Source organism: Lentzea indica, assembly GCF_012184385.1.
GTDB lineage: Bacteria > Actinomycetota > Actinomycetes > Mycobacteriales > Pseudonocardiaceae > Lentzea > Lentzea indica.
This window is the reverse complement of record NZ_VSRL01000011.1, coordinates 55328-81424: the sequence shown is the minus strand read 5'-3', so window position 1 is coordinate 81424 and position 26097 is coordinate 55328. Positions and strand designations below refer to the sequence as shown.

Annotated in this window: 27 protein-coding genes, 1 pseudogene and 2 riboswitches; of the genes and pseudogenes, 16 read left to right on the top strand and 12 right to left on the bottom strand. The window is 68.5% G+C overall.

Annotation, left to right across the window (positions count from 1 at the left end):
- Window positions 1-188: 188 nt before the first annotated feature.
- On the top strand, window positions 189-2342 hold the full coding sequence (locus FXN61_RS05310) for an AAA family ATPase (RefSeq protein WP_167970786.1): 2154 nt from the start codon (window positions 189-191) through the stop codon (window positions 2340-2342).
- A 466-nt stretch (window positions 2343-2808) separates the two neighbouring features.
- Here FXN61_RS05310 and FXN61_RS05305 read toward each other — a convergent pair whose 3' ends face one another.
- Window positions 2809-3402, bottom strand: coding sequence for a LytR C-terminal domain-containing protein (locus tag FXN61_RS05305; protein ID WP_167970785.1), 594 nt, complete (start codon window positions 3400-3402; stop codon window positions 2809-2811).
- Window positions 3402-3680, bottom strand: a complete 279-nt coding sequence (locus tag FXN61_RS05300; RefSeq protein WP_167970783.1) for a DUF3263 domain-containing protein — start codon at window positions 3678-3680, stop codon at window positions 3402-3404. The genes FXN61_RS05305 and FXN61_RS05300 overlap by 1 nt, the downstream gene beginning before the upstream one ends.
- A 108-nt stretch (window positions 3681-3788) precedes the next feature.
- On the opposite strand from FXN61_RS05300, the gene FXN61_RS05295 reads away from it, so the two are divergent.
- Window positions 3789-4370, top strand: coding sequence for a peptide deformylase (locus FXN61_RS05295; RefSeq protein WP_167970781.1), 582 nt, complete (start codon window positions 3789-3791; stop codon window positions 4368-4370).
- Window positions 4371-4379: 9 nt separating this feature from the next.
- Here the strand turns inward: FXN61_RS05295 and FXN61_RS05290 are convergent, their stop codons facing one another.
- Window positions 4380-5333: an aldo/keto reductase gene (locus tag FXN61_RS05290; protein ID WP_167970779.1), complete on the bottom strand. Its 954-nt coding sequence runs from the start codon at window positions 5331-5333 to the stop codon at window positions 4380-4382.
- An 86-nt stretch (window positions 5334-5419) separates the two neighbouring features.
- Between FXN61_RS05290 and FXN61_RS05285 the strand changes: the two genes are divergently transcribed.
- The 4 genes from FXN61_RS05285 to thiD all read left to right on the top strand — a co-directional run bounded on the left by FXN61_RS05285 (window position 5420) and on the right by thiD (window position 9313).
- Entirely contained in the window at window positions 5420-6022 is a 603-nt protein-coding gene (locus FXN61_RS05285) for a LysE family translocator (RefSeq protein WP_167970777.1), read from the top strand.
- Between the two features lie 244 nt (window positions 6023-6266).
- Entirely contained in the window at window positions 6267-6524 is a 258-nt protein-coding gene (locus FXN61_RS05280) for a hypothetical protein (RefSeq protein WP_167970775.1), read from the top strand.
- 204 nt (window positions 6525-6728) lie between these two features.
- A riboswitch (TPP riboswitch) is annotated at window positions 6729-6852 on the top strand.
- Window positions 6843-8498 carry a phosphomethylpyrimidine synthase ThiC gene (gene thiC / locus FXN61_RS05275; protein ID WP_167970773.1) on the top strand — a complete coding sequence of 552 codons (1656 nt, stop codon included), beginning with the start codon at window positions 6843-6845 and terminating at the stop codon, window positions 8496-8498. It overlaps the preceding riboswitch by 10 nt.
- Complete coding sequence (thiD, locus tag FXN61_RS05270; protein WP_167970771.1) at window positions 8495-9313, top strand: bifunctional hydroxymethylpyrimidine kinase/phosphomethylpyrimidine kinase; 819 nt, start codon at window positions 8495-8497, stop codon at window positions 9311-9313. Before thiC ends, thiD begins: the two co-directional genes overlap by 4 nt.
- Window positions 9314-9343: 30 nt before the next feature.
- Here the strand turns inward: thiD and FXN61_RS05265 are convergent, their stop codons facing one another.
- The 4 genes from FXN61_RS05265 to FXN61_RS05250 all read right to left on the bottom strand — a co-directional run bounded on the left by FXN61_RS05265 (window position 9344) and on the right by FXN61_RS05250 (window position 11771).
- The gene (locus tag FXN61_RS05265) at window positions 9344-9787 is read right to left on the bottom strand and encodes a MarR family winged helix-turn-helix transcriptional regulator (RefSeq protein ID WP_312877555.1); all 444 of its coding nucleotides are present in this window, start codon (window positions 9785-9787) and stop codon (window positions 9344-9346) included.
- Window positions 9788-9860: 73 nt separating this feature from the next.
- A complete protein-coding gene (locus FXN61_RS05260) occupies window positions 9861-10616 on the bottom strand; it encodes a thiazole synthase (protein WP_167970769.1) in 756 nt (251 codons plus the stop codon).
- A 1-nt stretch (window position 10617) separates the two neighbouring features.
- Window positions 10618-10818 carry a sulfur carrier protein ThiS gene (gene thiS, locus FXN61_RS51535; RefSeq protein WP_167970767.1) on the bottom strand — a complete coding sequence of 67 codons (201 nt, stop codon included), beginning with the start codon at window positions 10816-10818 and terminating at the stop codon, window positions 10618-10620.
- The gene (locus FXN61_RS05250; protein WP_167970765.1) at window positions 10815-11771 is read right to left on the bottom strand and encodes an FAD-dependent oxidoreductase; all 957 of its coding nucleotides are present in this window, start codon (window positions 11769-11771) and stop codon (window positions 10815-10817) included. The genes thiS and FXN61_RS05250 overlap by 4 nt, the downstream gene beginning before the upstream one ends.
- A riboswitch (TPP riboswitch) is annotated at window positions 11766-11877 on the bottom strand. (Overlaps the previous gene by 6 nt.)
- Window positions 11878-11903: 26 nt before the next feature.
- Here FXN61_RS05250 and thiE point away from each other — a divergent pair.
- Together thiE and FXN61_RS05240 are read left to right on the top strand one after the other, a co-directional pair.
- Window positions 11904-12542: a thiamine phosphate synthase gene (gene thiE, locus FXN61_RS05245; RefSeq protein WP_167970763.1), complete on the top strand. Its 639-nt coding sequence runs from the start codon at window positions 11904-11906 to the stop codon at window positions 12540-12542.
- A 31-nt stretch (window positions 12543-12573) separates the two neighbouring features.
- Window positions 12574-13335, top strand: coding sequence for a dioxygenase family protein (locus tag FXN61_RS05240; protein WP_167970761.1), 762 nt, complete (start codon window positions 12574-12576; stop codon window positions 13333-13335).
- A 3-nt stretch (window positions 13336-13338) separates the two neighbouring features.
- Here FXN61_RS05240 and FXN61_RS05235 read toward each other — a convergent pair whose 3' ends face one another.
- Window positions 13339-14490: a S1 family peptidase gene (locus FXN61_RS05235; RefSeq protein ID WP_167970759.1), complete on the bottom strand. Its 1152-nt coding sequence runs from the start codon at window positions 14488-14490 to the stop codon at window positions 13339-13341.
- A 393-nt stretch (window positions 14491-14883) separates the two neighbouring features.
- Window positions 14884-15381: a hypothetical protein gene (locus FXN61_RS05230; RefSeq protein WP_167970757.1), complete on the bottom strand. Its 498-nt coding sequence runs from the start codon at window positions 15379-15381 to the stop codon at window positions 14884-14886.
- A gap of 63 nt (window positions 15382-15444) precedes the next feature.
- On the opposite strand from FXN61_RS05230, the gene FXN61_RS05225 reads away from it, so the two are divergent.
- Complete coding sequence (locus FXN61_RS05225; RefSeq protein WP_167970755.1) at window positions 15445-16377, top strand: threonine ammonia-lyase; 933 nt, start codon at window positions 15445-15447, stop codon at window positions 16375-16377.
- The gene (locus FXN61_RS05220) at window positions 16374-17282 is read left to right on the top strand and encodes a threonine ammonia-lyase (RefSeq protein ID WP_167970753.1); all 909 of its coding nucleotides are present in this window, start codon (window positions 16374-16376) and stop codon (window positions 17280-17282) included. Before FXN61_RS05225 ends, FXN61_RS05220 begins: the two co-directional genes overlap by 4 nt.
- Here FXN61_RS05220 and FXN61_RS05215 read toward each other — a convergent pair.
- Genes FXN61_RS05215 through FXN61_RS05205 form a run of 3 tightly spaced genes read right to left on the bottom strand, consistent with a single transcriptional unit; the run spans window position 17195 to window position 20267 of the window.
- A complete protein-coding gene (locus FXN61_RS05215; RefSeq protein ID WP_167970751.1) occupies window positions 17195-18052 on the bottom strand; it encodes a class I SAM-dependent methyltransferase in 858 nt (285 codons plus the stop codon). The two genes, FXN61_RS05220 and FXN61_RS05215, sit on opposite strands and share 88 nt — an antisense overlap.
- Window positions 18053-18054: 2 nt before the next feature.
- Window positions 18055-19515 carry an MFS transporter gene (locus FXN61_RS05210; protein ID WP_281360323.1) on the bottom strand — a complete coding sequence of 487 codons (1461 nt, stop codon included), beginning with the start codon at window positions 19513-19515 and terminating at the stop codon, window positions 18055-18057.
- Window positions 19512-20267, bottom strand: a complete 756-nt coding sequence (locus FXN61_RS05205; protein ID WP_167970749.1) for a GntR family transcriptional regulator — start codon at window positions 20265-20267, stop codon at window positions 19512-19514. The genes FXN61_RS05210 and FXN61_RS05205 overlap by 4 nt, the downstream gene beginning before the upstream one ends.
- A gap of 223 nt (window positions 20268-20490) precedes the next feature.
- Here FXN61_RS05205 and FXN61_RS05200 point away from each other — a divergent pair, with 223 nt between their 5' ends.
- From FXN61_RS05200 to FXN61_RS05180, 6 genes and pseudogenes are all read left to right on the top strand, one after another.
- Window positions 20491-21765 (top strand): extracellular solute-binding protein, encoded by a 1275-nt coding sequence (locus tag FXN61_RS05200; RefSeq protein ID WP_167970747.1) that lies wholly within the window; start codon window positions 20491-20493, stop codon window positions 21763-21765.
- A 10-nt stretch (window positions 21766-21775) separates the two neighbouring features.
- Window positions 21776-22777 carry a carbohydrate ABC transporter permease gene (locus tag FXN61_RS05195; protein WP_167970745.1) on the top strand — a complete coding sequence of 334 codons (1002 nt, stop codon included), beginning with the start codon at window positions 21776-21778 and terminating at the stop codon, window positions 22775-22777.
- Window positions 22774-23589, top strand: coding sequence for a carbohydrate ABC transporter permease (locus FXN61_RS05190; protein ID WP_312877554.1), 816 nt, complete (start codon window positions 22774-22776; stop codon window positions 23587-23589). Before FXN61_RS05195 ends, FXN61_RS05190 begins: the two co-directional genes overlap by 4 nt.
- 3 nt (window positions 23590-23592) lie before the next feature.
- Window positions 23593-23862 (top strand): annotated as a pseudogene (locus FXN61_RS51530) (glycoside hydrolase family 3 protein); the annotation flags it as partial.
- Window positions 23863-23935: 73 nt separating this feature from the next.
- The gene (locus FXN61_RS05185; protein ID WP_246290723.1) at window positions 23936-25012 is read left to right on the top strand and encodes a glycoside hydrolase family 3 N-terminal domain-containing protein; all 1077 of its coding nucleotides are present in this window, start codon (window positions 23936-23938) and stop codon (window positions 25010-25012) included.
- On the top strand, window positions 25009-26052 hold the full coding sequence (locus FXN61_RS05180; RefSeq protein ID WP_167970743.1) for an SIS domain-containing protein: 1044 nt from the start codon (window positions 25009-25011) through the stop codon (window positions 26050-26052). Before FXN61_RS05185 ends, FXN61_RS05180 begins: the two co-directional genes overlap by 4 nt.
- Window positions 26053-26097 lie beyond the last annotated feature (45 nt).

Genomic DNA, 26097 nt, shown 5'->3' with positions numbered 1-26097 from the left:
CAGCGATGCGCGCGGTGCGCCGCCCGCGACGCGACGCCTCCACGGCCGCCGCCGCGGAAGGCGCGGCACCCACCTCCGGCAACCGCAGAAGGTCCTGGCGCCAGCTGGGCCTTCGTCGTCACCACAAGTAAGTCCTGATCGGCTGGTTGCGCCGTACCCCGGCGCAACCGCCGCACTATTGTCGTGGCGTGATCACGCTGACGGCTCGCCTGTCCCCGTCCGCACTGGACACCCGCCGAGGCGTTGTCCGCCTCCACCCCGAGGTGCTCGACGCCTTGGGCCTGCGCGCCTGGGACGCGGTGAAACTGACCGGCGCCCGCGTGAGCGCCGCCCTGGCCGCGTCCGGCGAACAACCACCAGGCGTGGTCCTCGTCGACGACGTGACGTTGACGAACCTCGGCGTGGTCGAGGGTTCCGAGATCGTCGTCGCTCCCGTGCAGGTGGCGGGCGCGCGCTCGATCACCGTCGCCGGCTCCCGCCTGGCCACCACGGCTTTGACCCCCGACCACGTCCGAATGGCGTTGACCGGCAAGGTCCTGACCGTCGGCGACAGCGTCTCGCTGCTCCCCCAGGACCTGGCGCCACCACCCGGCGCCAACCTCTCCGAAACGCGCCGCAAGCTGTCCAACGCCATCGGCATGACGTGGACCAACGAACTGATCACCATCACCTCCACCGACCCCGCGGGCCCGGTGGCCGTGCAGCCGTCGAGCGTCGTGGGTTGGCGCTCAGCCTCAGCACCCGCCGCCGAGGTCACCCCCGTGGTGGTGCAGGAAAAGCACGAAGCGCTCCCCACAGCGGACCTGGTCGGCCAGAAGGATCAGGCCCGCCGGCTAACCGAGTGGCTGGAACTGATGTTCCGCCAGCCCGAACTGCTCACCCGCCTGGGCGCCTCCGCTCGCCTGGCAGCCATGATCAGCGGCCCAGAAGGCGTGGGCAAAGCAACGCTGGTCCGCGCCGTCGCCCGTTCCGTCGACGCCTCAATCGTGGAGTTGGCCGCCCCAAGCATCTCGGTGCTGGAACCGGGCGCGATGGCCAAACAGCTGGGCGACGCGATCGCCGGCGTCCCCGAGCAGCCCACCGTCCTGCTCCTCACCGACATCGACGCCCTGCTCCCCTCGACCCCGCCTCCGGTGGCAACGGTCGTGCTGGACATCCTGCGCACCGCCATCTCCCGCCCGAACCTGGCCCTGGTGGTCACATCCGCCCGCGCCGAGTCCGTAGACGCCCGCCTACGCGCCCCAGACCTGGTAGACCGAGAACTGACGCTGCCGCTCCCCGACGGCGCCACACGCACCGAACTTCTGCGGGTACTCCTACGCGACGTCCCGCTGGAGTCCGATGTGGACTTCGGCGCCGTGGCCGAACGAACGCCAGGTTTCGTAGCAGCCGACCTGTGCGCACTGCGCCGCGAAGCAGCGGTACGCGCAGCCCTGCGCCAACGCGACGTAGCAGAACCCCGCGTGGGACAAGAGGATCTGCTGGCAGCACTGGGCACCGTCCGCCCGATCTCGATGTCCGCGTCGGACACGATCCAAACCGGCGGCCTGACCCTGGACGACGTAGGCGACATGACCGAGGTGAAACAGTCCCTGACCGAGGCGGCCCTGTGGCCGCTGCGGTACCCGGACTCCTTCGCCAGGCTGGGCGTGGACCCCCCACGAGGCGTGCTGCTCTACGGCCCACCGGGATGCGGCAAAACGTTCCTGGTACGCGCCCTAGCAGGCTCAGGCCAACTGAACGTCCTGACCGTCAAGGGCGCAGAACTGATGGACAAGTTCGTAGGCGAGTCAGAACGAGCCGTCCGCGAACTCTTCCGCCGAGCCGCAGACGCCGCGCCATCGTTGATCTTCCTGGACGAAGTGGACGCCCTGGCACCCCGACGAGGCCAATCCTCCGACGCCGGAGTAGCCGACCGAGTAGTAGCAGCCCTGCTGACCGAACTGGACGGCGTAGAACCCCTGCGCGACGTGGTGGTGATCGCCGCGACCAACCGCCCAGAACTGATCGACCCCGCCCTACTACGCCCAGGCCGCCTGGAGCGGCTGGTCAACGTGCCACCACCAGACGCCAACGCCCGCACAGAAATCCTCAAGGCTGCCTCCCGCAACACGCCACTGGCCGAAGACGTGGACCTGGCCGCGCTGGCCGGTGAGCTGGACATGTACTCGGCGGCAGACTGCGCAGGCCTGGTCCGAGAGGCTGCGCTGACGGCAATGCGGGAGTCGCTGGACGCAGCCGAGGTAACGCAGGCCCACCTGGCAAAGGCCCGCAAGGTGGTGCGACCGTCACTGGACCCAGCACAGCTGGCATCGCTGGCGGCCTACGCAGCCTCCCGCTAACCAAAGGCCGAAGCCAAAGGCGAGGCGACCGCAAAGGCGAAGGCGAAGCCGAGCCTGCTTTCACACACAACGCGGGTGGGGTGGTCCCGTCACGAGTCGTGCCGATGCTGTTGCCGCGCCCGAGGGGTCAGGTCAAGTCGACACGCTTTTCGTCGACTTGACCTGACCCCTCGGGTGTGGCTGCCTTCGCGTACGACTCGTGACGGGACCACCCCACACCCCAAACACCTACGCAACAGCAAGCCGCCAAAAGCAACAGGCGTGCCATCAACCCGCAGGCGGCGCTGGACAGGTCTTTGATCAGATTGGCGGGGTCTGGGGCGGAGCCCCAGAAAACTCTCGCAACCGCCAGCTAAACAACGCAACGCGCCCACCTACAGACACGAAACAGGCAGGCGACCGCAGGCGTCCCCCCGATCCGGGAACCCCTACATCTCAACGTACTCAGCGGGTCTGACAGTCAGCCCTACTTGTTCTTAGAAGCACCCTGATAGTCGTTGGTGACGATCAAAATGATCCCAGCCGCCGCCGACTGAATCCCGTCGAACCGAGGCTCAACCCGAGCCCGCAACACGCCAGCCAACTCCCGTGCCGAGGCCTCTTCATCAGTCCCAGGCCGGAAGTACACAGTGGTGGTCGGGATGGTCCCAGCCGAGTAGTTCCCAGTCTCGGCAACAGTCCACCCATTGGCCCGAACCTCATCCGAAGCCTTGCTGGCCAACCCAGTGACGGTCGAGTTGTTGTAAACCCGAACAGGAACCTTCGCAACCCCGGACTGCGTAACGGGAGGCGGCGGAACCACGGCAGACGACGTGGTAGGCGGAACCGTGGTAGTACCAGCAGGAGGCTCCGACGAAACCGAAGTGGGCGCAGTGGGCGACCCAGAAGTGGTAGAAGCCGGAGGCGCGGTAGAAGACCCCTCAGCGGAAGGCGGCGAGTCAGACCCCCCACCGAACAAACTGACAACGCCGATGATCAGCGCCACGGCGGCGACGCCGAGCAGGGCGAAGCCGGCGGCCTTCGCCGGGCGGGACGGGCTTGCGGACTCGGGGGAGGTCATCAGTCCTCGGTGCTCCTGGCGCGTGCGCGAACCCTCTGTCGGCCTGTCCGCACGCCGCGCAACCGCTTGACCAGCATCGGATCGGCAGCCAGAGCGGCTTCCTTCTCAACAAGTGCGTTGAGCAGCTGGTAGTAGCGAGTGGCCGACATGTCGAACAGTTCCCTGATGGCCTGTTCCTTGGATCCCGAGTACTTCCACCACTGACGCTCGAACGCGAGCATCGTGCGTTCACGGCTGGTCAGCCCGTCAGCGGTAGTCAGCGTCTCGGCGTGATCCATCTGGCTCCCCACGGTCGCCACACCATCTCAGGTGCGGGCAATTCAATCACGTGATCGTTCCAACCTACCGCGCGACACCGACAGTTTTGGACCACTTAAGGTCTGACCATGGCCGTGCATCGCATTCGCATCGCTGGTGACCCCGTGCTCCACAACCCCACGCGCGAGGTCACCGAGTTCGACACCGAGCTGAAGACGCTCGTCGACGACATGTTCGAGACGATGGCTGCTGCTCGCGGAGTCGGGCTCGCAGCCAACCAGATCGGTGTCGACCTGCGGGTTTTCGTTTACGACTGCCCGGACGACGAGGGCAACCAGTTCCGCGGCGTGATCGTGAACCCGGTGCTCGAGACCTCCGAGATCCCTGAGGGCATGCCGGACCCGGACGACGACTTCGAGGGCTGTCTGTCCGTGCCGGGTGAGGCTTACCCGACCGGACGCGCCCGTTGGGCGAAGGTCACCGGACAGGACGTCGACGGGCAGCCGGTCGAGGTCGAGGGCACCGGCTTCTTCGCGCGCTGCCTGCAGCACGAGACCGACCACCTCTACGGCTACCTCTACATCGACCGCCTCGTCGGCCGGTACAAAAAAGAATCCAAGCGGATGCTGCGCGACAACGAGTGGGGCCAGCCGGGCCTCTCGTGGGACCCGGCCGACCCCGCGAACTTCTACGACGAAGACGAGGACTGAAGACGAGGGCTAAGGGCGGAGCACCGACTCCACCTGGGCCAGCTCGTCAGCGGTCAACGGCCCGAACGACAGTGCCGCGGCGTTCTCCTCGGCCTGCGCCACCGTGCGGATGCCCGGGATCGGGATCAGCCGGGGAGAACGCGCCCAGAACCACGCCAGGGCACCCTGCACCAGGGTCCGCCCGCCCGAGGTCAGCACGTCCCGCACGGCCTCGCGTGCCTTGAAGTACTCCGGCGAAGGCCGTCCGTCGACGAAGAACTGCAGCCACGACGGGTTCGTGACGCGCACGTCGTCGGAGGGCAGCTCATCGAACGTCTCCCGCGCGAGCAGCCCCATCGCGAGCGGACGACGACACAGCACCGCGAGCGAGGTTTCCGAGTACATCTCCGGGTTGTCGAACAACACGTTGATGTCGGCCTGCACGGCCACGCAGTGCTCGCCCTCGCCGAAAAACCGCGCCCGCTCGGGATCGTCGGTGCTCCAGCCGTACGAACGGATCTTGCCCGCCGTGACCAGCGCCTCGCACTCGTCCCGCAGCAGGGCGGCCTCCTCGAGCCCGAGGTCGCCGATGTGCAGCTGGTACACGTCGATCCTGTCAGTCCCCAACCGCCGCAGCGACCCCTCGACGGCGCGGCGCAGGTACTCGACTGATCCGTCGTTCTCGATCATCCGCCGGTTCTCGGCATCGAACCGGCAACCCCACTTGGTCGCGATCACCACCTCGTCGCGCACCGACGCAAACGCTTGCCCCAGGAGCGTTTCGGAGTGGCCGCAGCCGTAGACGTCGGCCGTGTCGAACAGCCGGACGCCGAGCTCGAACGACCTCTGCAACGCCTTCACCGACTCCGCGTCGTCGGTCGGTCCCCAGCCGACCGGCTCGCCCGTCGGTGCCGAGAACGGCCCTCCCATCGCCCACGTGCCGATGCCCAGAGGCGGTACTTCGAAGTTCCCCACAGCTGTCATGGGCACCAGCGAACATCCTGGAGCGCGCTCCAGGTCAAGCACCAGCCGACGAAAAAGAATTGCTCCTGTCAGCGACCATCAGAGGCATGCCATTGGACAACCTCGTCGCCTTCGTCGCGGCCTCGTTCCTCATCGCACTGTCGCCAGGACCCGGCACGGCCATGGTCCTGCGACAGTCGGTGCACGGGCGAAAAGCCGCGCTGGCGACGGTGTTCGGCATGGAGGTCGGCGTCGCGTGCTGGGCCGTCGCCGCGGCGCTGGGCATCTCGGTGCTGCTCACGGCGTCCGAGATCGCCTACCACGCCCTGCGGATCGGCGGCGCGGTCTTCCTGATCTACCTGGGCGTCAAGGCCCTGATCAGCAAGGCCAAGCCCGAGACGGCGCCTCCGCCGGCGAGCCACGCGTTCCGCAGCGGGTTGATCGTGAACCTGGCCAACCCGAAGCTCGGCGTGTTCGCGATCTCGTTCCTACCGCAGTTCGTGCCTGCCGGGGAGGCCGGCCAGGGGGTTCTGCTCTTCCTCGCCGTGTTCTGGGTCGTCATCGACACCGTCTGGTACCTGATCATCGCGTCGATCCTGCACACGATCCGCGGCTGGCTCAGCCGCCCGCGGGTCCGTTCGTCGCTCGAGAAGCTGTCGGGCGGCGTGCTGCTGGCGCTCGGAGTCCGGCTGGTACTCGACCCGCGTTGAGATCGGGTCGCCCCGGCGCCAGAACAGCTCGGGCAACCCGGCCAGCTCGCCGAAGGTGTGGCAGGTGGCCATCGACGCGTAGCCGCCGGCCAGCACGTGCGCGCGGATCCGGTCCAGACGGCCGAACTCGATCACCTCACCGGCGATCAGGAACGGCAGCACCAGCTGCCAGGCCCGCACCACCGCGGGCCGACGCCGGTGGGGTGCGCGCAAGGCCGCGCGGGCGACTCGTAAAAGGTGCTCGTTGGCGCTCATCGTGTACGGATGCGCCGAGTGGTCCCAGTTCCACCGGCGCTCCTCCGTCACCGCGCACCGCACGCACTCGACCGGTCCGGTGCCCAGCTCAGCGCCGCAGCGGGAGCACGCCAGCAGCGTCATCGCCCAGTCGACGCACGTCCACGGGTACTGGCCGACGTCGGCGGAGGTCACCAGCTCGGCCAGCTCCCTGTCCGCCAGCTGGGACGACGTCCGCAGGGCTTCCCAGTCCGCGAGCCAGAACTGATCGAGCAGCTCGGCGCAGAACCCGCAGTCCGGGTAGCCGCGACCTGCGAGTTCACCGCAGGAAGGGCATGCGGAGACCACGGCGGGACGTTGACCGCGACGCGCGCCGGGCGGGAACGGCTGGTGATCAGCCACGGGGAGAAGATTAGGGCCAAACCGTCCCCTTGGCAGCTACGCCGCGCCCTGACTATGGTCGGGAGGACAACTCAACAAACGCGGGAGCTCGCGCCAAAGCGGGCTGAGAGGGTGACTGGCTGTAGTGCCGGCGTCACCGACCGCCTGAACCTGACCGGGTAATGCCGGCGTAGGGAGGAATGTCGTGACGGCACTTGACGACCGTTCGGTCAAACCCAGTGTGACCACCGGCCCGATCTCGGGCTCCCGCAAGGTGTACCGCGAAGTCTCTTCTGACATCCGTGTGCCTTACCGCAGGGTGGAACTGACCAACGGCGAACATGTCGATCTCTACGACACTTCCGGTCCGTATACCGACGACAACGCGATCATTGACGTCCACAGTGGACTGCCTGACATCAGGTCGGGGTGGATCGCCGCACGGGAACCGATCAACGGAGCTGTCAGCCAGCTCGCGTACGCGAAGGCCGGGATCATCACCCCGGAGATGCGCTACATCGCGGTGCGGGAGAACCTCGACGCGGAGTTCGTGCGCAACGAGGTCGCCATCGGGCGTGCGGTCATTCCGTTGAACCGCAAGCACCCCGAGGCCGAGCCGATGATCATCGGCAAGAAGTTCCTCGTCAAGATCAACGCCAACATCGGCAACTCCGCCGTGTCGTCGTCGATCGAGGACGAGGTCGACAAGATGGTGTGGGCGACCCGCTGGGGTGCCGACACGATCATGGACCTCTCCACCGGCAAGCGGATTCACGAGACGCGCGAGTGGATCCTGCGCAACTCGCCCGTTCCCGTCGGCACGGTGCCGATCTACCAGGCGCTGGAGAAGGTCAACGGTGATCCGGCGGCGCTGTCGTGGGAGGTCTATCGCGACACCGTGATCGAGCAGTGCGAGCAGGGCGTCGACTACATGACCGTGCACGCGGGCGTGCTGCTGCGGTACGTGCCGCTGACGGCCAAGCGCGTCACCGGCATCGTCTCGCGCGGCGGTTCGATCATGGCTGCCTGGTGCCTCGCGCACCACAAGGAGAGCTTCCTCTACACGCACTTCGAGGAGCTCTGCGACATCCTGCGCGCCTACGACGTGACGTTCTCGCTGGGTGACGGGCTGCGGCCGGGTTCCATCGCGGACGCCAACGACGCGGCGCAGTTCGCCGAGCTGAAGACCCTCGGCGAGCTCACGCACATCGCGCGCGCCAAGGACGTCCAGGTCATGATCGAGGGCCCCGGCCACGTGCCGATGCACAAGATCGCCGAGAACGTCCGGCTCGAAGAGGAGTGGTGCGGCGAGGCGCCGTTCTACACCCTCGGGCCGCTGGCCACGGACATCGCGCCGGCGTACGACCACATCACGTCCGCGATCGGCGCGGCGCAGATCGGCTGGCTGGGCACCGCGATGCTCTGCTACGTCACGCCGAAGGAGCACCTAGGCCTGCCGAACAGGGACGACGTGAAGACCGGCGTGATCACGTACAAGATCGCGGCGCACTCCGCCGACCTCGCCAAGGGCCACCCCGGTGTCCAGGACTGGGACGACGCGCTGTCCAAGGCGCGCTTCGAGTTCCGCTGGGAGGACCAGTTCAACCTGTCGCTCGACCCGGACACCGCGCGCTCGTTCCACGACGAGACGCTCCCCGCGGAACCGGCGAAGACGGCGCACTTCTGCTCGATGTGCGGGCCGAAGTTCTGCTCCATGAAGATCACGCAGGACGTGCGGCGCTACGCCGAGGAACGCGGTCTGTCCACTGTTGAGGCGATCGAGGCGGGCATGGCGGAGAAGTCCGGCGAGTTCGCCGACACGGGCAACAAGGTCTATCTGCCAGTGGTGGAAACGACGTGACAGCAACACCTCCGAGGGTCCTCACCATCGCCGGAAGCGATTCCGGCGGTGGTGCGGGCATCCAGGCCGACCTCCGCACGCTCTTCGCGTGCGGAGTGCACGGCTGCGTCGCGTTGACCGCCGTGACGGTCCAGAACTCCCTGGGCGTCACGGGTGTCTCCGAAATCCCGGCGGACACCGTTGCGGCGCAGATCATCTCGGTGGCCGAGGACATCGGCGTGCAGGCCGCGAAGACGGGCATGCTGGCGTCGGCGGCCATCATCGAGGCCATCACGCCGGCGCTGGACCGCGTCGGGATCGGGCGCTCTGGCAAGACCCCGTTCGTCGTCGACCCCGTCTCCGCGTCGATGCACGGCGACCAGCTGCTCGCGGACAACGCGCTGAACGCGTTGCGCGACTTGCTCTTCCCGCGCGCGACGCTGGTGACGCCGAACCTGGACGAGGTCCGGCTGATCACCGGCATCGCGGTCAAGGACCGCGCGGACCAGCGGGTGGCGGCGGAAGCGCTGCACGCCATGGGGCCGGAGTGGGTCCTCGTGAAGGGCGGCCACATGTGGGACGACCCGGAGTGCCTCGACCTGCTCTACAACGGCAGCGAGTTCATCGAACTGCCAGGCCCGCGCTACGACACCAAGCACACGCACGGCAGCGGCGACACCTTGGCGTCGTCGATCAGTTCGGCACTCGCGAAGGGCGCGACCGTGCCGGAAGCCGTGCGGTTCGGCAAGGACTTCATCGTGAAGTCGGTGGCCGCGTCCTACCCGCTGGGTGCAGGTGTCGGCCCGGTGTCACCGCTCTGGAGGCTGGAGGGGTAGCGGCCGCTCGTCGGCGGAGCGGCCTCATCCCTACTTCGACTCTTCTCCGACGAGCGTCTCCAGCGCGTCCAACGCGTTCACCAGCGCCGCGACGTGCTCGGGCTTGAGCTGCTCGATCCGACGCTGCAGCTCGCGCACCCGCGCGGAACGAACGCCGGACACCATCGTCTCGCCCTCGGGCGTGGGCGTGGCGAGCCAGGCGCGGCCGTCCTGCGGGTCGGGTTCGCGCTTCACGTAGCCGGCCTCGACCAGTGCGGCGACGATTCGGGACAACGTCGGCGGCGCCACGCCTTCCTTGTTCGCCAGGTCGCCCAGGCGCATGGGGCCGCACCTGGCCAGCGTGGCGAGCGCGGAGACCGCGCCGGGGCCGAGTCCGGGGGAACCGGTGCGTCGCAGCAACCGGGCCAGCCGGCCGATCGCCAGGTACAGGCGCGCGGTCGCGTCCTCGACCTCGGCGTCAATGGGGGCCGTCACGGCTAGTCGTCCTCCTCGGCGGATGGGTAATGCTCAATCATCCCCCAACACGTATGCACACAAGGTAGCGACCTCAGACCTTCGGCGAAGACGCTTGGGCCCAAAACCTCTGCGGAATTCGTCCGGCCAACCGCGCCAGCCGCCCGCCCTCCACCGCACAACGCATGGCGGCGCCCATCCGTTCCGGGTCCTGCGCGCGCGTGACCGCCGTCGCCAGAAGCACCGCTGAGCAGCCGAGTTCCATCGCCAGAGCCGCGTCGGACGCGGTACCGATGCCCGCGTCCAGCACCACCGGCACCGAAGCTCGGGACGTGATGAGCTCGATGTTGTGCGGGTTGCGGATGCCGAGGCCGGTTCCGATCGGCGAACCCAGCGGCATGACCGTGGCGCAGCCGATGTCCTGGAGCTTCAGCGCCAGCACCGGATCGTCGTTGGTGTAGGGCAGGACGACGAACCCGTCGTTCACCAGCCGCTCGGCCGCGTCCAGGAGCTCGACCGGGTCCGGCAGCAGGGTCTCCTCGTCGTGGACGACCTCCAGCTTCACCCAGTTCGTCTCCAGCGCCTCACGCGCGAGCTGGGCGGTCAGCACGGCCTCCGCGGACGTGCGGCAGCCCGCGGTGTTCGGCAGGACCTCGATCCCGAGGCGCCGCAACAACTCCAGCACGCCGGTTTGCCCAGCGGAATCCACCCGGCGCATGGCGACGGTGGTCAGCTCGGTGCCGGAGGCCACCAGGGCCCGTTCCAGCACGGAGAGGTTCGCGGCACCGCCGGTGCCGGTGATGAGCCTGGACCGGAACTCCCGGCCCGCGATGATCAGCGGATCGTCCACGTCAGCCTCCCTGGACCGCGGTCAGCACCTCGACGACGCCGCCGTCCGGCACGATCGTCTTGTCCCACAACGCCCTCGGCACCACAGCGCCGTCCAGGGCCACTGCCACGCCGGAGGCCGGCGCGCCCACCAGTGACACCACGGCGGCTACCGACGTGCCGTCGGCCAAGTCCCGAGCAGTGCCGTTGACCTGTGCCTTCACGAACTTCCTCCCTGGAGCAGCTCGACCACGAGACGAGCGGTGTGCGGGGCCAGCAGGAGACCGTTGCGGTGGTGGCCCGTCGCGGCGATGACGCCCGGTTCGAGCCAGCGCACGATCGGGACGTTGTCCGGGCTGCCCGCGCGGAACCCGACAGCGGCCTCCGTCAGCGCGTACTCGGCGATGCCCGGCAGCACGGTTTCCGCGTCCCGCAACAGGTCTCGCACGCCGGCCACGGAAACGTCGGTGTCGAACCCGGCCTCGTACTGGGTCGCGCCGACGACCAGGCCGCCCGCCCGCGGCACCAGATAGACCGGGCGGCCCGAAACCAGGGCGCGGATGGTGTACCGAGGGGGTGGCAACGCGCCAGGACGGTGCGTCAGCCGCAGAATCTCGCCTTTGACGGGCCGGATCACGTCGCGCAACGCGGCGTGCAACGCACCGCTCCACGCCCCTGCCGCGATCACCTCGACCTGTCCGTCCACTGAGGACACCACACCGGCTTCGACGCAAGCCTTCCACAGTGCGGAAAGCAACAGGCGGTTGTCGACAGCGAGATCACCCGGCGCGTACACGCCACCGCGAACCGCTGGGCCCAAAGAAGGTTCCAGCGCGCGGATCTCCCGCGAGGTCAGCAACTCTCCCGCGTGCCGCAGATCGGCCAGGTCGCCGGACTGGGTGCCGACGGCCAACGTCCCGGCGGTGAACAGTTCGACACCGATCGACTCGGCGAAGACAGGCCACAGTGCGAGGGCCTCAACACCCTGTGCCACCACGGCTTCCTCGCCCGGCCATGCCTCCGTCAACGGCGCCAGCATGCCGCCGGCGACCCGTGAGCCCGCGTGCGGCGAGCCTTCGTCGAACACGGAGACCGAGTACCCGGCCCGTGCCGCTGCGAGCGCGACGGACAGGCCGATGACACCGCCACCCCGGACGGCCACTTCCACACTGCTCAAGGCATTCACGCTCCCTGCGCCGGCATGACCCGGATCAGGTTCGACGGTCGGAGCGAACCACGCTCCCTCTCAGCCCGGTGTTCTCCAGGCTCCCGTGCGGACCGACCTCAACATAACGGTTAACGTGCGTACGTGCCAGGACTCGACGGAAACCTGATCAGGCAACGACTCGCCGACGCGACGCTCTACCTCTGCACGCCGAACCGGCCTGATCTGGCCGAGTTCGCGGACGCGGCCCTCGCCGGCGGCGTCGACATCATCCAGTTGCGGGACAAGTCACTCGAGGCGAAGCAGGAGATCGCGGCGCTGGAGATCCTCGCCGAAGCCTCCGAGCGCCACGGCAGGCTCCTCGCCGTCAACGACCGCGCGGACATCGCGCACGCGGTCCAGGCCGACGTGCTGCACCTCGGCCAGGACGACCTGCCCGTTCCGCGCGCCAGGAAGATCATCGGCGACGACGTGGTGATCGGACGCTCCACGCACGACGTCGACCAGATGCGGGCGGCAGCGGACGAACCGGGCGTGGACTACTTCTGCACCGGCCCGTGCTGGCCGACGCCGACCAAGCCGGGCCGCCCGGCACCGGGACTGGACCTCGTCAGGGCCACCACGAGCGAGCGCCCGTGGTTCGCGATCGGCGGCATCGACCTCACCAATCTCCACGAGGTCCTCCAGGCAGGAGCCACCCGCGTGGTCGTCGTCAGGGCCATCACCGACGCCGAGGACCCCCGCAAGGCAGCCGAGTCGTTCAAATTTGAACTTAGTAGTTGAAATTTGAACAAGACGGCGTACGCTCGAAACCGTGAGCGCACCTGTGCTGTACCTGAGCCACGGGGCACCCCCGCTGGCTGACGACGAGACGTGGACCAAAGAGCTCAAGGACTGGTCCGCCACCCTCCCGCGCCCGGAGGCCGTGCTGATGGTCTCCGCGCACTGGGAGGAGGCGCCGACGACCATCGGCGCGACCGAGACCGTGCCGCTGGTCTACGACTTCTGGGGATTCCCGCAGCGGTACTACGAGGTCACGTATGAGGCACCGGGTGCGCCGGAACTCGCAGAGGACGTCCGCAAGCTCCTCGGCGGGCACGTCGAGCAGGACGCCGGGCGCGGGCTCGACCACGGCGCCTACGTGCCGCTGAAGGAGATGTTCCCCGACGCGGACGTGCCGGTGCTGCAGATGTCGCTGCCCACGCTCGACCCGCGCGAGCTGCACGAGATCGGCCGCAAGCTCGCTCCGCTGCGGGACAAGAACGTCCTGATCGTCGGCAGCGGGTTCATGACGCACAACCTGAGCTGCGTGAACTTCCCGGCCGGACCGGACTACGAGCCGCCGTCGTGGTCGAAGGAGTTCGACGACTGGGCGCACCAGCAGCTGGCCAGCGGCGACGTCGACGCGTTGCTCGACTTCCAGCAGAAGGCTCCGGCGGCGGGGATCGCACATCCGAGGACTGAGCACTTCGCACCGCTGTTCGTCGCACTGGGCGCTGCTAGCGACGAGAAAGCCCGTACCAGCGTTGAAGGCTTCTGGTACGGGCTCTCGAAACGATCAGTGCAGTTCAGCTGAGATCTAGCCGCGCGTCAGAGTCAGCCCGTAGCGCGACAGGATCGGGTTGACCGGCTGGAAGAACGTGGTCCCACCGCTGCTGCAGTTGCCGGAACCACCGGACGTGACGCCCTGGGCCTGACCGAAGCCGGAGCCCGCCACCCACGAACCGCCGGAGTCACCGGGCTCCGCGCAGGCGTTGGTGCGGGTGAGGCCGCGGACCGTGCCCTGCGGGTAGTTCACGGTCTGGTTGTAGGCCTGGACCGTGCCGCAGCGCCAGCCCGTCGTGGAGCCCGAACGGCAGATCTGCGCGCCGATGGCCGCGACGGTCGAGCCGCGGACGATCACGTTCGCGCCGCCGTAGCGGTTGACCCACGGACGCGGGGTCCAGTTGGAGTTGGTGCGCACGTGCGCCATGTCGTTGCCGGGGAACACCGAGCCGGCGAACGAACCCTGCGCGACGCGGTTGTAGCCGGAGACAGCGGTGCCGGCGCGGCCGCAGTGGCCTGCCGTCACGTAGCCACCGGACACGGAGAAGCCGAGCGAGCAGCGGCCGCCGCCCATGTAGATCGCGTCTCCACCGCGCAGGTCGTACAGCGGGGTCGGGCTCTCGGTCACCTCGGCGACCTGAACCGCGCCGCCGATGCCCTTGGCGGTGGCGATCCACTTGTCCGCGGCCGCGTCGCGGAGGTTCTTGTTGACCTCGACCACGACGCTGTTCGACTTCTCGTCGACACGCCAGCTGGTGATGCTCGCGGGAGCGCTCATGAGGTCGAGCACCGACTTGGTGCCGCTGAGCTGGGTGAGCGAATTCTGGACGACCTTGACGTCGGCGCCGGTCACGGAGAGTCCCGGCCTGGTCACGGCGACGGTCAGTCTGCCGCTCGCCTGGTCGATCCACGCTCCGCCGAACGCGTCGCCGAGGGAGGCCTTCGCCTGCTCCGCGATTTCGCTCGACGTCTGGTCAGTGGCCAACCGGACGCGGGCCTGATCAGCGTTCAGGCCCAAATCACGTTCCACCGCTTGGAGCAACTCTGCCGGGTAGCTCTCCGTATCGGAACCGGTTGGGGTGACCGGTGCGGCAGGGGCGCCAAACGCCGGTACGCTGAGAGCAGTCACGACTCCGGTGGCGAGCAACACGGCGCCGGTGATACGGGCCGCACTCGTGCGGTTCATCAGACGTCTCCCTCACTTTCGGGTGCAGGGGAACCCGAGAGATCGGTTGCAGGGACCTCTCTCGGGGGCTCTAGGGGGACGGGTGGTGGGGCGGCGGCAGGGGTCGCCCCACCCCTCCCACTGTGAAGTTGCCGCGCGGGGCGCGGGTCCTCTTGGTCAAGACACACGGGCGTCCGGTGTGGGCGCTGCGCTCAAGTGATCCCTCCACGAGCCTCATCGCGCCCTCCTCCCGGTCCTTCTGACCCGAAATGTGTCGCCCGTTCGAGTGACGTTATAGGCCTGTTATCTATGACGCCCGACCTCGACCGTGGACGAAGTGTGTCACAGCTCACGACAGATCAACTGCGGTGCGTAGCAATTGACAGTTAACTATCGCTCAAAGTAGTGACGTGATCACCGAATGGGGTCGACCGTTGACGACGGCGTCGAGCTGTCGGTCGGCTGTCGGGATCCTGTCGACGTGGTCGGCGGTCCGGTCGTCGTGGTGCTTTCGGTCGGCGACTGACCGGACGTGCTCGGCGGGGCCGTCACGGTGATCGTTTCGATCTTCGTCGTCCCGGTGTGAGTCTCGGTGCTGGTCTCGGTGCGGGTGCTCGTGGTCGGCCGCGGGTCCGCCGATGTCGGCTTGCCGGTGACCAGCTGAACGCTCGTGACGGTCAGGACGATCACCACGAACGCGAGCAGGCCACCGACGGCGATTACCTGCCAACGCTTTTCGCGTTCCATCGACCGTTGATAGAGCACGGCGCCCACAGTGGTCACCACACTCGCGAGGATCGCGCCGATGATGGTGCCGGCGACGTTGAGGCGAAGGCTCAGCACGGCCGCGGTGACGGCGGCGAGCACACTCGCGATGAGCTGGACGGGGGTGATGTTCTCCTTTTCAGACATGACACTTGTGGGACGTCGGGCACAGTTCACCGGTTGTGCGCCGGTGACGTGCATCATCAACGCATGCGCCTGGTGACTCTCGAAGACATCCACGCGGCCGCCGCCGCGATCGCCCCGCATGTCGTTCACACCCCGCTGCTGTCCTTCGACTCCGGTCTGCGAATCAAGCCCGAGTGTCTGCAACCGATCGGAGCTTTCAAGCAGCGCGGCGCGGTGAACGCGTTGTCCCGCATACCTTCCGAGGACCGCGCACGTGGTGTCGTGGCGTATTCGAGCGGTAACCACGCGCAAGCGGTGGCCTACGCCGCCAAGCTCCTCGGCATGCCGGCGGCGATCGTCGTTCCGGACAACACGCCGCAGCTGAAGATCGACGCGACGCGGTCGCACGGCGCCGAGGTGTTCGTCGTCGGCATCACCGAACGAGAGTCGCGCGCCGCGGAACTGGTGGAGGAGCGCGGTGCGACGTTGATCCCGCCGTTCGACCACCCTGACGTGATCGCCGGCCAGGGCACCATCGGCCTGGAGATCTGCGCCGACTTCCCGGACGTGGCAACGATCCTGGTCCCGGTGAGCGGCGGCGGGCTGATCTCCGGCGTCGCGACGGCTGTGAAGTCCTTGCGCCCCAACGTCCGCGTGATCGGCGTGGAACCCGAGCTGGCAGCGGACGCCGCCGCCTCGTTCGCCGCGGGCTCACTGGTCCGGTGGGACGCGCACGACCGTGCCCGCACCATCGCCGACGGACTGCGCGCCGAGCCTTCCGAGCTGACCTGGGCGCACATCCGCGAGTACGTCGACGACATCGTCACCGTGTCCGAGGACGAGATCCGCGACGCGGTGAAGCAGATCGCCCGCCGCACGCGGATCGTGTCGGAGACGAGCGGCGCCGTTCCCGTTGCCGCGTACCTGAACCGCTCACTGCCCGCCGGCCCTGCCGTCGCCGTGGTGTCGGGCGGCAACATCGAGCCCGCGCTGTTCGCCTCCCTGGTCGGCGGATGATCTCGCTGGACGACGTCCGTTCGGCGGCGACGGTGATCGCGCCGCACGTGGTGCGCACGCCGTTGCTGCCGTACGGTCCCGGCTGGCTCAAGCCGGAAAGCCTGCAGCCGATCGGCGCCTTCAAGCTCCGCGGTGCGCTGAACGCGTTGGCACGCTTGGAGAATCGCGAACGCGGCGTCGTCGCGTACTCCAGCGGCAACCACGCACAGGCCGTGGCCTTCGCAGCCCGTCTCCACGGCGTTCCGGCAGCGATCGTGATGCCGGACAACACCCCGGCGGTCAAGATCGAGGCCACGAAAGCGCTGGGAGCCGAGGTCTTCATCGTCGGCATCACCGAACGCGTCGAACGGGCTGAGGCGCTCGTCGCCGAACGCGGCGCGGCGCTGATCCCGCCGTTCGACCACCCCGACGTGATTGCCGGCCAGGGCACGATCGGCCTGGAGATCCTGGAGGACCTGCCGGACGTGGGCACCGTGGTGGTGCCGATGTCCGGCGGCGGGCTGATCTCCGGCGTGGCGACGGCGATCAAGACGCTGCGCCAGGACGTGCGCGTCATCGGCGCCGAGCCCGCACTGGCCGCAGACATCGCGGACTCGCTGCGGGCGGGCGAACTGGTGCACTGGGACCCGGACGAGCGGGCGAGGACGGTCGCGGACGCGCTGCGGGACGAGCCTTCGGAGCTGACGTGGGAACACATCAGCAAGCTCGTGGACGACGTGATCACCGTGACCGAGGACGAGATCCTGACCGCGGTGGCCGATCTGGCCCGCAGGGCGCGGCTCGTGGCCGAGCCCAGCGGTGCCGTCGCGGTCGCGGCTCAGGCGAAGTTTGGAGGCGGTGTCGCCGTCGTGTCCGGCGGCAACATCGATCCCGAGCTGCTGTCCGACGTCCTGACGAACAGCTGACCGCAGCTGGCGATCACGTGCGTCAACGCGGCGACTCGGCGGTACGGCTCTGACGCGCCGGCACGTTCCTCACACGCCAGCAATGTCGTCAGTTCGGGTTCGTCGGGCAGCGGCGCGTCGGTGGCCACGATGTCGGTGAACACCCGCACGCCGTACCAGTCGCGCACCGTCATCCTCCGGTCAGCCAACGAGGCGACCAGATCGTCGATGCGATCGGCGCGGGCCGTCACGCCGATGCGGTTGCCGTAGGACAAGCTCTCGAACGCGCGTTGCGTCGCGTCCCAGTCGCCGAGCAGGCCAGGCCGCATCGCCAGTGCGTCACCGTTGCGGACCAGCAACGACAGCACACCACCTGGTGCGACCAGCCGCTCCAGGTCGTCCAGCAGCGGCTCGGGATCGGCAAAGTACATCAGCAGCCCGTGACACAGCACCACGTCGAAGCTCGCGGCGCCGAACAGCGAGGACAGGTTCCTGACGTCGTCCTGAACAGTGCGCACCCGTGCTCGGACGTCGTCTGGCTCACCATCCAGGGCACGTGCGAGCTCGTTCAGCAAGCCCGGTGAGGAGTCCACGCCCGTCACATGGTGTCCGCCCCGCGCAAGCCGAAGCATCTGCGTGCCCTGACCACAGCCCACGTCCAAGACGCGCAACGACGCCACTCGCGGTAGGTGAGCCGCCAGTTGCCGCGCCACCAGTTCCTGGCGAACGACCTGCCTGAGCGTGCCCAGACGAGCCCGCCACCGGTCCTCTCCCGCCGCGAAACCGGCCATCGCTAGTGGCGGACCTGCTCGCCACCTGACCGGATGTGCGTCGGCGGGCCCTCAACGCCGCAGTGCAGGCACTCGCCGGGGTGCGGGGTCTCGTGCTGCTCGGGTGCCGCGGCCAGCACGTTGTTGTCCACGCCGACCGCGAGCAAACCGCCGATGATCGCGGCGACGGCACACAGCACGAGGGCCATCTGCCACCCGGAGGTCATGACCGCCGGGTTCGTGTAGTCGTCGCCCATCAGGCCGACCGCCGCGGGCAGCACGGCCATGGCCAGCAGGCTGCCGGTGCGCGCCACGGCGTTGTTGACGCCGGAGGCGACACCCGCGTGGTGGTCGGGGGCGGCGGCGAGCACGGTCGCGGTGACCGGCGCGACCACGGCGGCCAGGCCGATGCCGAACACGAGCACGCCGGGCAGCACCCCGGTCAGGTAGGTCGATCCGGGTGCGGCGTTGCGGAGGAGCAGCATGCCGATGCCGATCACGACCGGGCCGACGATGAGCTGCCAGCGCGGGCCGTACCGCTGCGCGATCTTGCCCGAGGTCGACGACGCCAGCAGCATGATGATCGTGATCGGCACGCTGGCCAGGCCGGACGCCGTCGGCGAGTAGCCGAGCGACACCTGGAGCTGGAGGACCAGCAGCACCATGACGCCGCCGAGTGCCGCGTAGACCAGGAACGTGAGCAGGTTCGCCACCAGGAACGTGCGATCGCGGAAGAGCTCCGGCGGCACCAGCGGGTCGTGAGACCGGACCTGGACCACGCCGAACGCGATCATCGCCGCGAGCCCCAGCCCCGCCACCAGGTAGGACTGCTCGACCAGGCCGCCGGTCAGCAGGGCGAGGCCCACCGCACCGACCAGCGCCGAGAGGTAGTTCGGGTGGCCGGCCTCGTCGTCCTGGGACTCCGGCACGAACCGCAGCGCCAGGTACACGCAGACCACGGCCACCGGCAGGTTCACCAGGAACGCGAGCCGCCACGACCACGCCTGCACCAGCAGCCCGCCGACGAACGGCCCGATGGCGGTGGCCACACCGGACAGACCCGACCAGGCCCCGATCGCCCGCGACCGGTCCTCCCGGTTGAACGAGGACTGCAGGATCGCCAGCGCGCCCGGCGTCAGCAACGCCGCGCCCACGCCCTGCAGCACGCGTGCGGCGACCAGCACCGGCACGTCCCAGGCGACGCCGCACAGCAAGGACGCGACGCCGAACCACACCACGCCGATCACGTAGACGCGCCGCCGCCCGAACCGGTCGCCCAAAGATCCCGCGACCAGGATCAGCGAGGCCAGCGCGAGCATGTAGCCGTTCAGGATCCACTGCAGATCGGTGACCGACGCGGTGAACTCCGCGCCGATCCGGGGCAGCGCCACGTTGACGATCGTGCCGTCGAGCATCGCCATGCCCGAACCGAGGATCGTCGTTGCCAGCACCGCGCGGGCGCGTGGCGTGCCCCAGGCGATCAAGACGGCCTGTTCAGCGTGGCGACGAACTTGTACCGGTCACCGCGGTACACCGAACGCACCCACTCGATCGGGCTGCCCTCGGTGTCGAACGAGTGCCGCGACAGCAGCAGCATCGGCAGGCCGATGTCGGCGCCGAGCAGCTCCGCCTCCTCCGGCGAGGCGAGGGCGGTCTCGATGGTCTCCTCCGCGTGTCCCATCTCGACGCCGAACCGCTCGGACAGCACCTGGTACAGCGACGCACCGGGCGCCAGGTACCGGCGAAGACCGCGGAACCGGCCCAGCGCGAGATGGGTCGTCTCGATGGCCATCGGCTCGTTGTCGGCGAGGCGCAGGCGGTGCAGGCGCAGCACCTTGGCACCAGGCCGCACGCCCAGCAGGCGGGCGAGCTCGGCCTCCGCAGGCATCTCGGAGGCCTCGATCAGCCTGGACGACGGCACACGGCCCTGGGCGCGCATGTCCTCTGTGTACGAAGACAGCTGCAACCTCTGGGCGACCTTGGGTTCCGCCGCGAAGGTGCCTTTGCCCTGCACGCGGAGCAACCGGCCTTCCACCGTCAGCTCGGCAAGCGCTTGCCGGACGGTGGTCCTGGAGACGTCGAACTCCGCCGCGAGCGACCGTTCCGTTGGGATCGGCGAACCAGGCGGCAGTGCCCTCAACAGGTCGAGCAGGTGCCGCTTGAGACCCCAGTACTTCGGCTCGCGTTGTGCACGCGTCCTGGCGTCCACGCCTGATGCAGGCGTCGTCTCCAGCATGGCCTCCTCCTCGCACTCCACGTCACGCCACACAAGGATGCCTTGTCCGTGTCGTTTCGTGCGTTCGAACCCCCGCCAATCGACACAAAAATGATCGGAGGACTCCGCAACGCTTTGGCAACGCGCTTGACAGGACCGGTGACGCAGCACACGCTGTTCCACATTGGTCTACACCACTTGGGCGTTCCGGCCGTGGGGCCGGGCTTGCTGAAAGGGCGCGACTGTGAAGGGCTGGAGAGGACTCGCTGCTGGTGCCGCCGCACTGGCAGTGGCCGTGTCAGGATGTGGCACGAGCACGAACAGCGGTGGCGGCACGGAGACCAAAGAGATCACCGTGTGGCTCATGGACGGCTCCGCGCCGACGACCCTGACCGACGCCTTGAACAAGGAGTTCGAGTCAGCGAACGGGATCAAGGTCAAGTACGAGGTCCAGAAGTGGACCGGCATCCAGGAGAAGCTGACCACGGCGCTGGCCAGCAGCACCCCGCCGGACGTCATCGAGCTCGGCAACACCCAGACGGCGAGCTTCGCCGACCAGGGCACGCTGGCCGACCTCACCGCTGACGCCGGCCAGTTCAACGGTGGCGAGTGGCTCGGCGGCCTGAAGGACTCGCTGACGCTCAACGGCAAGCAGTACGGCGTGCCGTTCTACGCGGCGAACCGCACCGTCATCTACCGCACCGACCTGTTCCAGGCGGCGGGCATCGCGAAGCCGCCGACCTCACGCGCCGAGTGGATCGACGCGATCAACAAGCTCAAGGCCGCGAACGCGTCCAACCCGGAGTTCCAGGCGCTGTACCTGCCTGGCCAGTCCTGGTACTTCCTGCTCTCGCTGCTGTGGGACGAGGGCGGCGACGTCGCCAAGCAGGACAGCGGCAAGTGGACCGGCGCGCTCGACACCGCGCAGGCGAAGGCGGGCTTCGAGGCCTACAAGGCGCTCTACGACGCCTCGGCCGCCAAGAAGGCCCCCGCTGACACCGACGAGGCGAAGCCCCAGCAGATGGAGGTCTTCGGCACGGGCAACGTCGGCATGATGATCGGTCTGCCGTGGGAGCTCGCCGGTGCGGTCAAGGCCAAGCCGGACCTGAAGGACAAGACCTCGGCGTTCCCGATCCCGTCCAAGAAGGCGGGCTCGTCCGCGCCGGTGTTCCTCGGCGGCTCGAACCTCGCGATCCCGGCGGCCAGCAAGAACTCCGCCGCGGCCAAGAAGTACCTGGCGCTGCTGTCGTCCAAGAAGTACCAGGACATGCTCGCCGAGGGCGGCTCGGTGCCCGGCACCTCGAAGGACACCGCGAAGCTCGCCACCAACCCGGTCGGCAAGGCTCTCGCCGACTCCGCCCCCAACGGCAAGGTCACCCCGGTGACGCCGAAGTGGGCGGCCGTCGAGGCCGGCCAGAACCCGCTCAAGGACGCGCTGACCGCGTACCTGTCCGGCGCCAAGTCCCTGGACCAGGCGACAAAGGACGCGAGCGACGCCATCACCAAGGCCATGGGCTAGCCCAGCTGAGATGACGGCCGTCAAGACGACCGAAACGGCAGCGCCGGCCGGGGACAACACCCCGCCGGCGCTGCCGCCTGCCGTGACGGGTGGGACGCCCAGGCGTCGCCGCCGGGGCGGCGCCTTCGACCGGGCGCTGCCCTACCTGCTGCTGGCTCCTGCGCTCATCGCGATCCTCTGGCTGATCGGCTTCCCGGTCGTCTCGGTCGTCGTGACGAGCTTCCGCCAGCTCAACCTCGGCGAGCTGGTCCGCGGCGAGATCGTGTGGACCGGCATCGACAACTACGTGACGGTGCTGCAGGACGACCGGTTCTGGACCGTCTCGCTGCGCACGGTCGTGTTCACCGTCGCCGTCGTCGGTGTGTCCGTGGGTGCGGGTCTGCTGATCGCGCTGATGATGCGCGTGCTCTCGCCGTGGGTGCGGATCGCGCTGCAGATCGCGATGCTCTGCGCGTGGGCCATGCCGATCCTCGCGTCCACCACGGTCTACCAGTGGATGTTCGACCAGAACTACGGCATCTTGAACAAAACCTTGGTGCAACTGGGTTTTGATTCATACGCGGGCTATTCGTGGTTCTCCTCCGGCACGTCGACGCTGTCCGTCGTCGGCCTGCTGATCGTGTGGCAGGCGATCCCGTTCCTCGCCTTCTCCCTCTACGCCGGGCTCGTCGGCATCCCGCGTGACCTCTACGAGGCCGCCGGCATCGACGGCGCGACGGGCTGGCAGACGTTCCGCGCGGTGACGTGGCCGGAGATCCGGTCGCTGCTGATGATGGTGACGTTCCTGTCGACGTTGTGGGACTTCAAGGTCTTCGCCCAGATCTGGGTGTTCCGCGAGGGCGGTCCGAGCGGTGAGAGCACGACGCTGCCCGTGCTGCAGTACCTGGAAGGCATCGCGAAGAGCCACTTCGGTGTCGCCGCCGCGATCAGCGTGCTGATGATGGTCATCCTCGGCCTGATCACCTTCCAGTACCTGCGCCGGCTGCTGAAGACCGAGGAGGGCAAGCTGTGAAGAAGACCGCCGCGAACACCGCGGGCGTGCTGCTCGCACTGTTCTTCCTGTTCCCGACGTACTGGATGATCACGTCGGCGCTCAAGCCGAAGGGCTCGGCGCTGACGTCGGACTACGACCTCGTCCCGCTCGCGGTGACGTTCTCCAACTTCGTCAACGCGTGGACGAAGCCCGGCTTCCTGTCCTCGCTCGGCAACAGCCTGCTCGTGACGCTGACGGCCGTCGTCGCCGCGATCATCGTCGGCATCACCGCCGCGGTCGCCATGTCGCGCTTCGCGTTCCGCGGCCGCAAGAGCTTCGTGCTGCTGATGCTGGTCGCGCAGATGGCGCCGTTCGAGGCGTTGCTGATCCCGATGTTCCTGATGATGCGGGATCTCCAGCTCTACGAACACCTCTCGTCGCTGGTGCTGGTGTACTTCGCGGTGACGCTGCCGTTCTGCGCCTGGACGTTGCGCGGGTTCGTCAACGGCATCCCGGTCGAGCTCGAAGAGGCCGCGATGGTCGACGGCTGCGGCCGCTGGGGCGCGTTCCAGAAGGTGACCCTGCCTTTGCTGGGACCGGGTCTCGTGGCCACGTCGGTGTTCGCGTTCATCACGGCGTGGAACGAGTTCCTGTTCGCCAAGGTGCTGATCCGCAGCCAGGACAGGGAAACCCTGCCGGTGTGGCTGTCCGGCTTCCAGACCGCGTTCGGCACCGACTGGGGTGGCGCGATGGCCGCCTCCGTCCTGTTCACCGTGCCCGCGCTGGTGTTCTTCCTGATCGTGCAACGCAAGATGGTCGCCGGCGTCACCGCCGGTGCGGTGAAGGGATGACAAGTGGATCAGTTGGCCGCTGCCGTTCTGCTGCCTGGGTTTCACGGAACGACCGCCCCCGACTGGTTGTTGCGGCGGGTCGCTGACGGACTCGGCGGCGTTGTGCTCTTCGGACGCAACGTCGTCGACGATGCCCAGGTGACCGCGCTGTGCGGTGAACTGCGTTCGGTGCGCCCGGACGTGGTGATCGGCATCGACGAGGAGGGCGGCGATGTCACGCGTCTCGACGCGGGCCGCGGCTCCGAGGTGCCCGGCAACCACGCCCTGGGCGCGGCGAACGATCTCGACCTCACCCGGTCCGTCGCCGCGTCGATCGGCGCGCGGCTGGCCAAGGTGCGGGATCTCGTTGAACCTCGCGCCGTCCGCGGACCTGGTGCTGACCCTGGACGACCCGATCATCGGCGTCCGCGCGTTCGGCTCGGACCCGGTGCTGGCCGCACGGCACGTCGCCGCGTGGGTCGAGGGCCTGCAGACCGTCGGCGTCGCCGCCTGCGCCAAGCACTTCCCCGGCCACGGAGCATCCACTGAGGACTCCCACGAACAGCTTCCCGTTCTGCCGCGCACCGAGGAGCAGTTGCGCGCGGTCGAACTGGTGCCGTTCCAGGCGGCCGTGAACGCGGGCGTGCGGTCCATCATGACCGGCCACCTCGTCGTGCCCGAGTGGGGCAACGCGCCGGTGACGCTGAACAAGCACGCCATCGACCTGCTGCGCTCCGAACTGGGCTTCACCGGCGCGGTGATCACCGACGGCCTGGACATGAAGGCCGTCGGCGGCGACCTGGCAGTCGGAGCGGTCCGAGCCCTGGCCGCCGGCGTCGACGCGCTGTGCCTCGGCGGCATGGCCCTGGACGACGACGACCTCCAGTGGCTGATCGACTCGATCGTCGCCGCGGTCAAGTCCGGCGAACTGTCCGAGGAACGCCTGACCCAGGCGGCCACCCGCTCGCTCGCCCTCGGCCTCCCGCCGTCGACCGTCGACGCCCACGACGCTGAGATCGGTCTCACCGCCGCTCGACGCGCTCTCGAGGTGCGCGGCCGGGTTGGTGTCGGTGCGGAACCAGTCGTCGTAGACCTGGTGGTGGACCCGTCGATCGCAGTCGGCGACGTCCCGTGGGGCCTGGGACCCTATCTGCGCGAGGTGCTCGCGGGCACCGAGGTGATCGCGTCACGCGACATCTCCGCGGACGAGGTTGCGAAAGTCGCAGGTGACCGCACGATTGTTGTCGTGACGCGAGACGCCCACCGCCACACCAGCGCTCGACAACTGGTAACAAACTTAACTAATCTGGGCCTGGACGTCGTGCACGTCGAAACCGGCGTGCCGGGTCCGGACCTGGGCAGCGTCGCCCGCATCGACACCCACGGCGGTTCTCGGGTGAGCCTCCGAGCCGCGGCCGAGCTGATCCTGAAAGGCACGACATGACCACGCCCCAGCCAGGCCAGCACATGGCAGCGGAGATCGCCGCACAGCCGTCGATCTTCTCTTCGCTCTACGCATCGCGTTCCTCGATCGCCGAGGTAGCAGCCGTGATCCGCGAGCGCGCACCGCGCTTCGTGCTGTTCGCCGCACGCGGGTCCAGCGACCACGCCGCGATCTACGCGAAGTACCTGACCGAGATCCTGCTGCAACTCCCGGCCGGCCTGGTCTCCGCCTCCACGACCACGCTGTACGGCGCCGAGCCCGACCTGCGCGACGTCCTCCTGATCACCGTGTCCCAGTCGGGCGGCTCCCCCGACCTGTTGGAGGTCACCGCCTCCGCCCGCCGCCGAGGCGCCCTGACCGTGGCGGTGACCAACACGGCCTCGTCCCCCCTGAACGCGGCAGCCGAACTGTCCGTGGACGTGTCCGCAGGCGTCGAGCACGCGGTGGCGGCCACCAAGACCTACTCGGCAACCCTGCTGGCGCTCTATCTCCTCATCGACGCCGTACGCGGCGGCGACGGCGAGGCCGCAGCCTCACTGGGCGACCTGGCCCAGGTGACGCTGGACGCAAGCGCGGCGACCGTCGAAGAAGCCGTGCGCCGATACCGGTTCGTGGACCGGGTCCTCACGACGGGCCGTGGCTACTCCTACGCAACAGCTCTCGAAGCCTCCCTGAAGCTGGCGGAAACCTCATACCTCGCGGCCCGCGCCTACAGCGGCGCCGACCTGCTGCACGGCCCAGTCGCAGCCGTGGACGGCGAGACCGCAGTCCTGGCGATCACCTCGTTGGGCAAGGGCGGCGACTCCCTGCGCGATGCTCTGGACGTGGTGCACCAACGCGGCGCCGACGTGGTGGCGGTCGGCTCGGCCTCGGAGAAGATGGGGGCGACGTTGTCGATCCCCATCCCGGAGACGGCAGAGGAAGTGGCTCCGGTGCTGGAGATCCTCCCGGTGCAGCGCCTGGCGTACGGCCTGGCACTGGCGCGAGGCGGCGACCCGGACAACCCACGGGGCCTGAACAAGGTCACCCGCACCCTGTAACTGCTGACACAACGCGAAGGCGCCGCCCGGCCAGTCCGGGCGGCG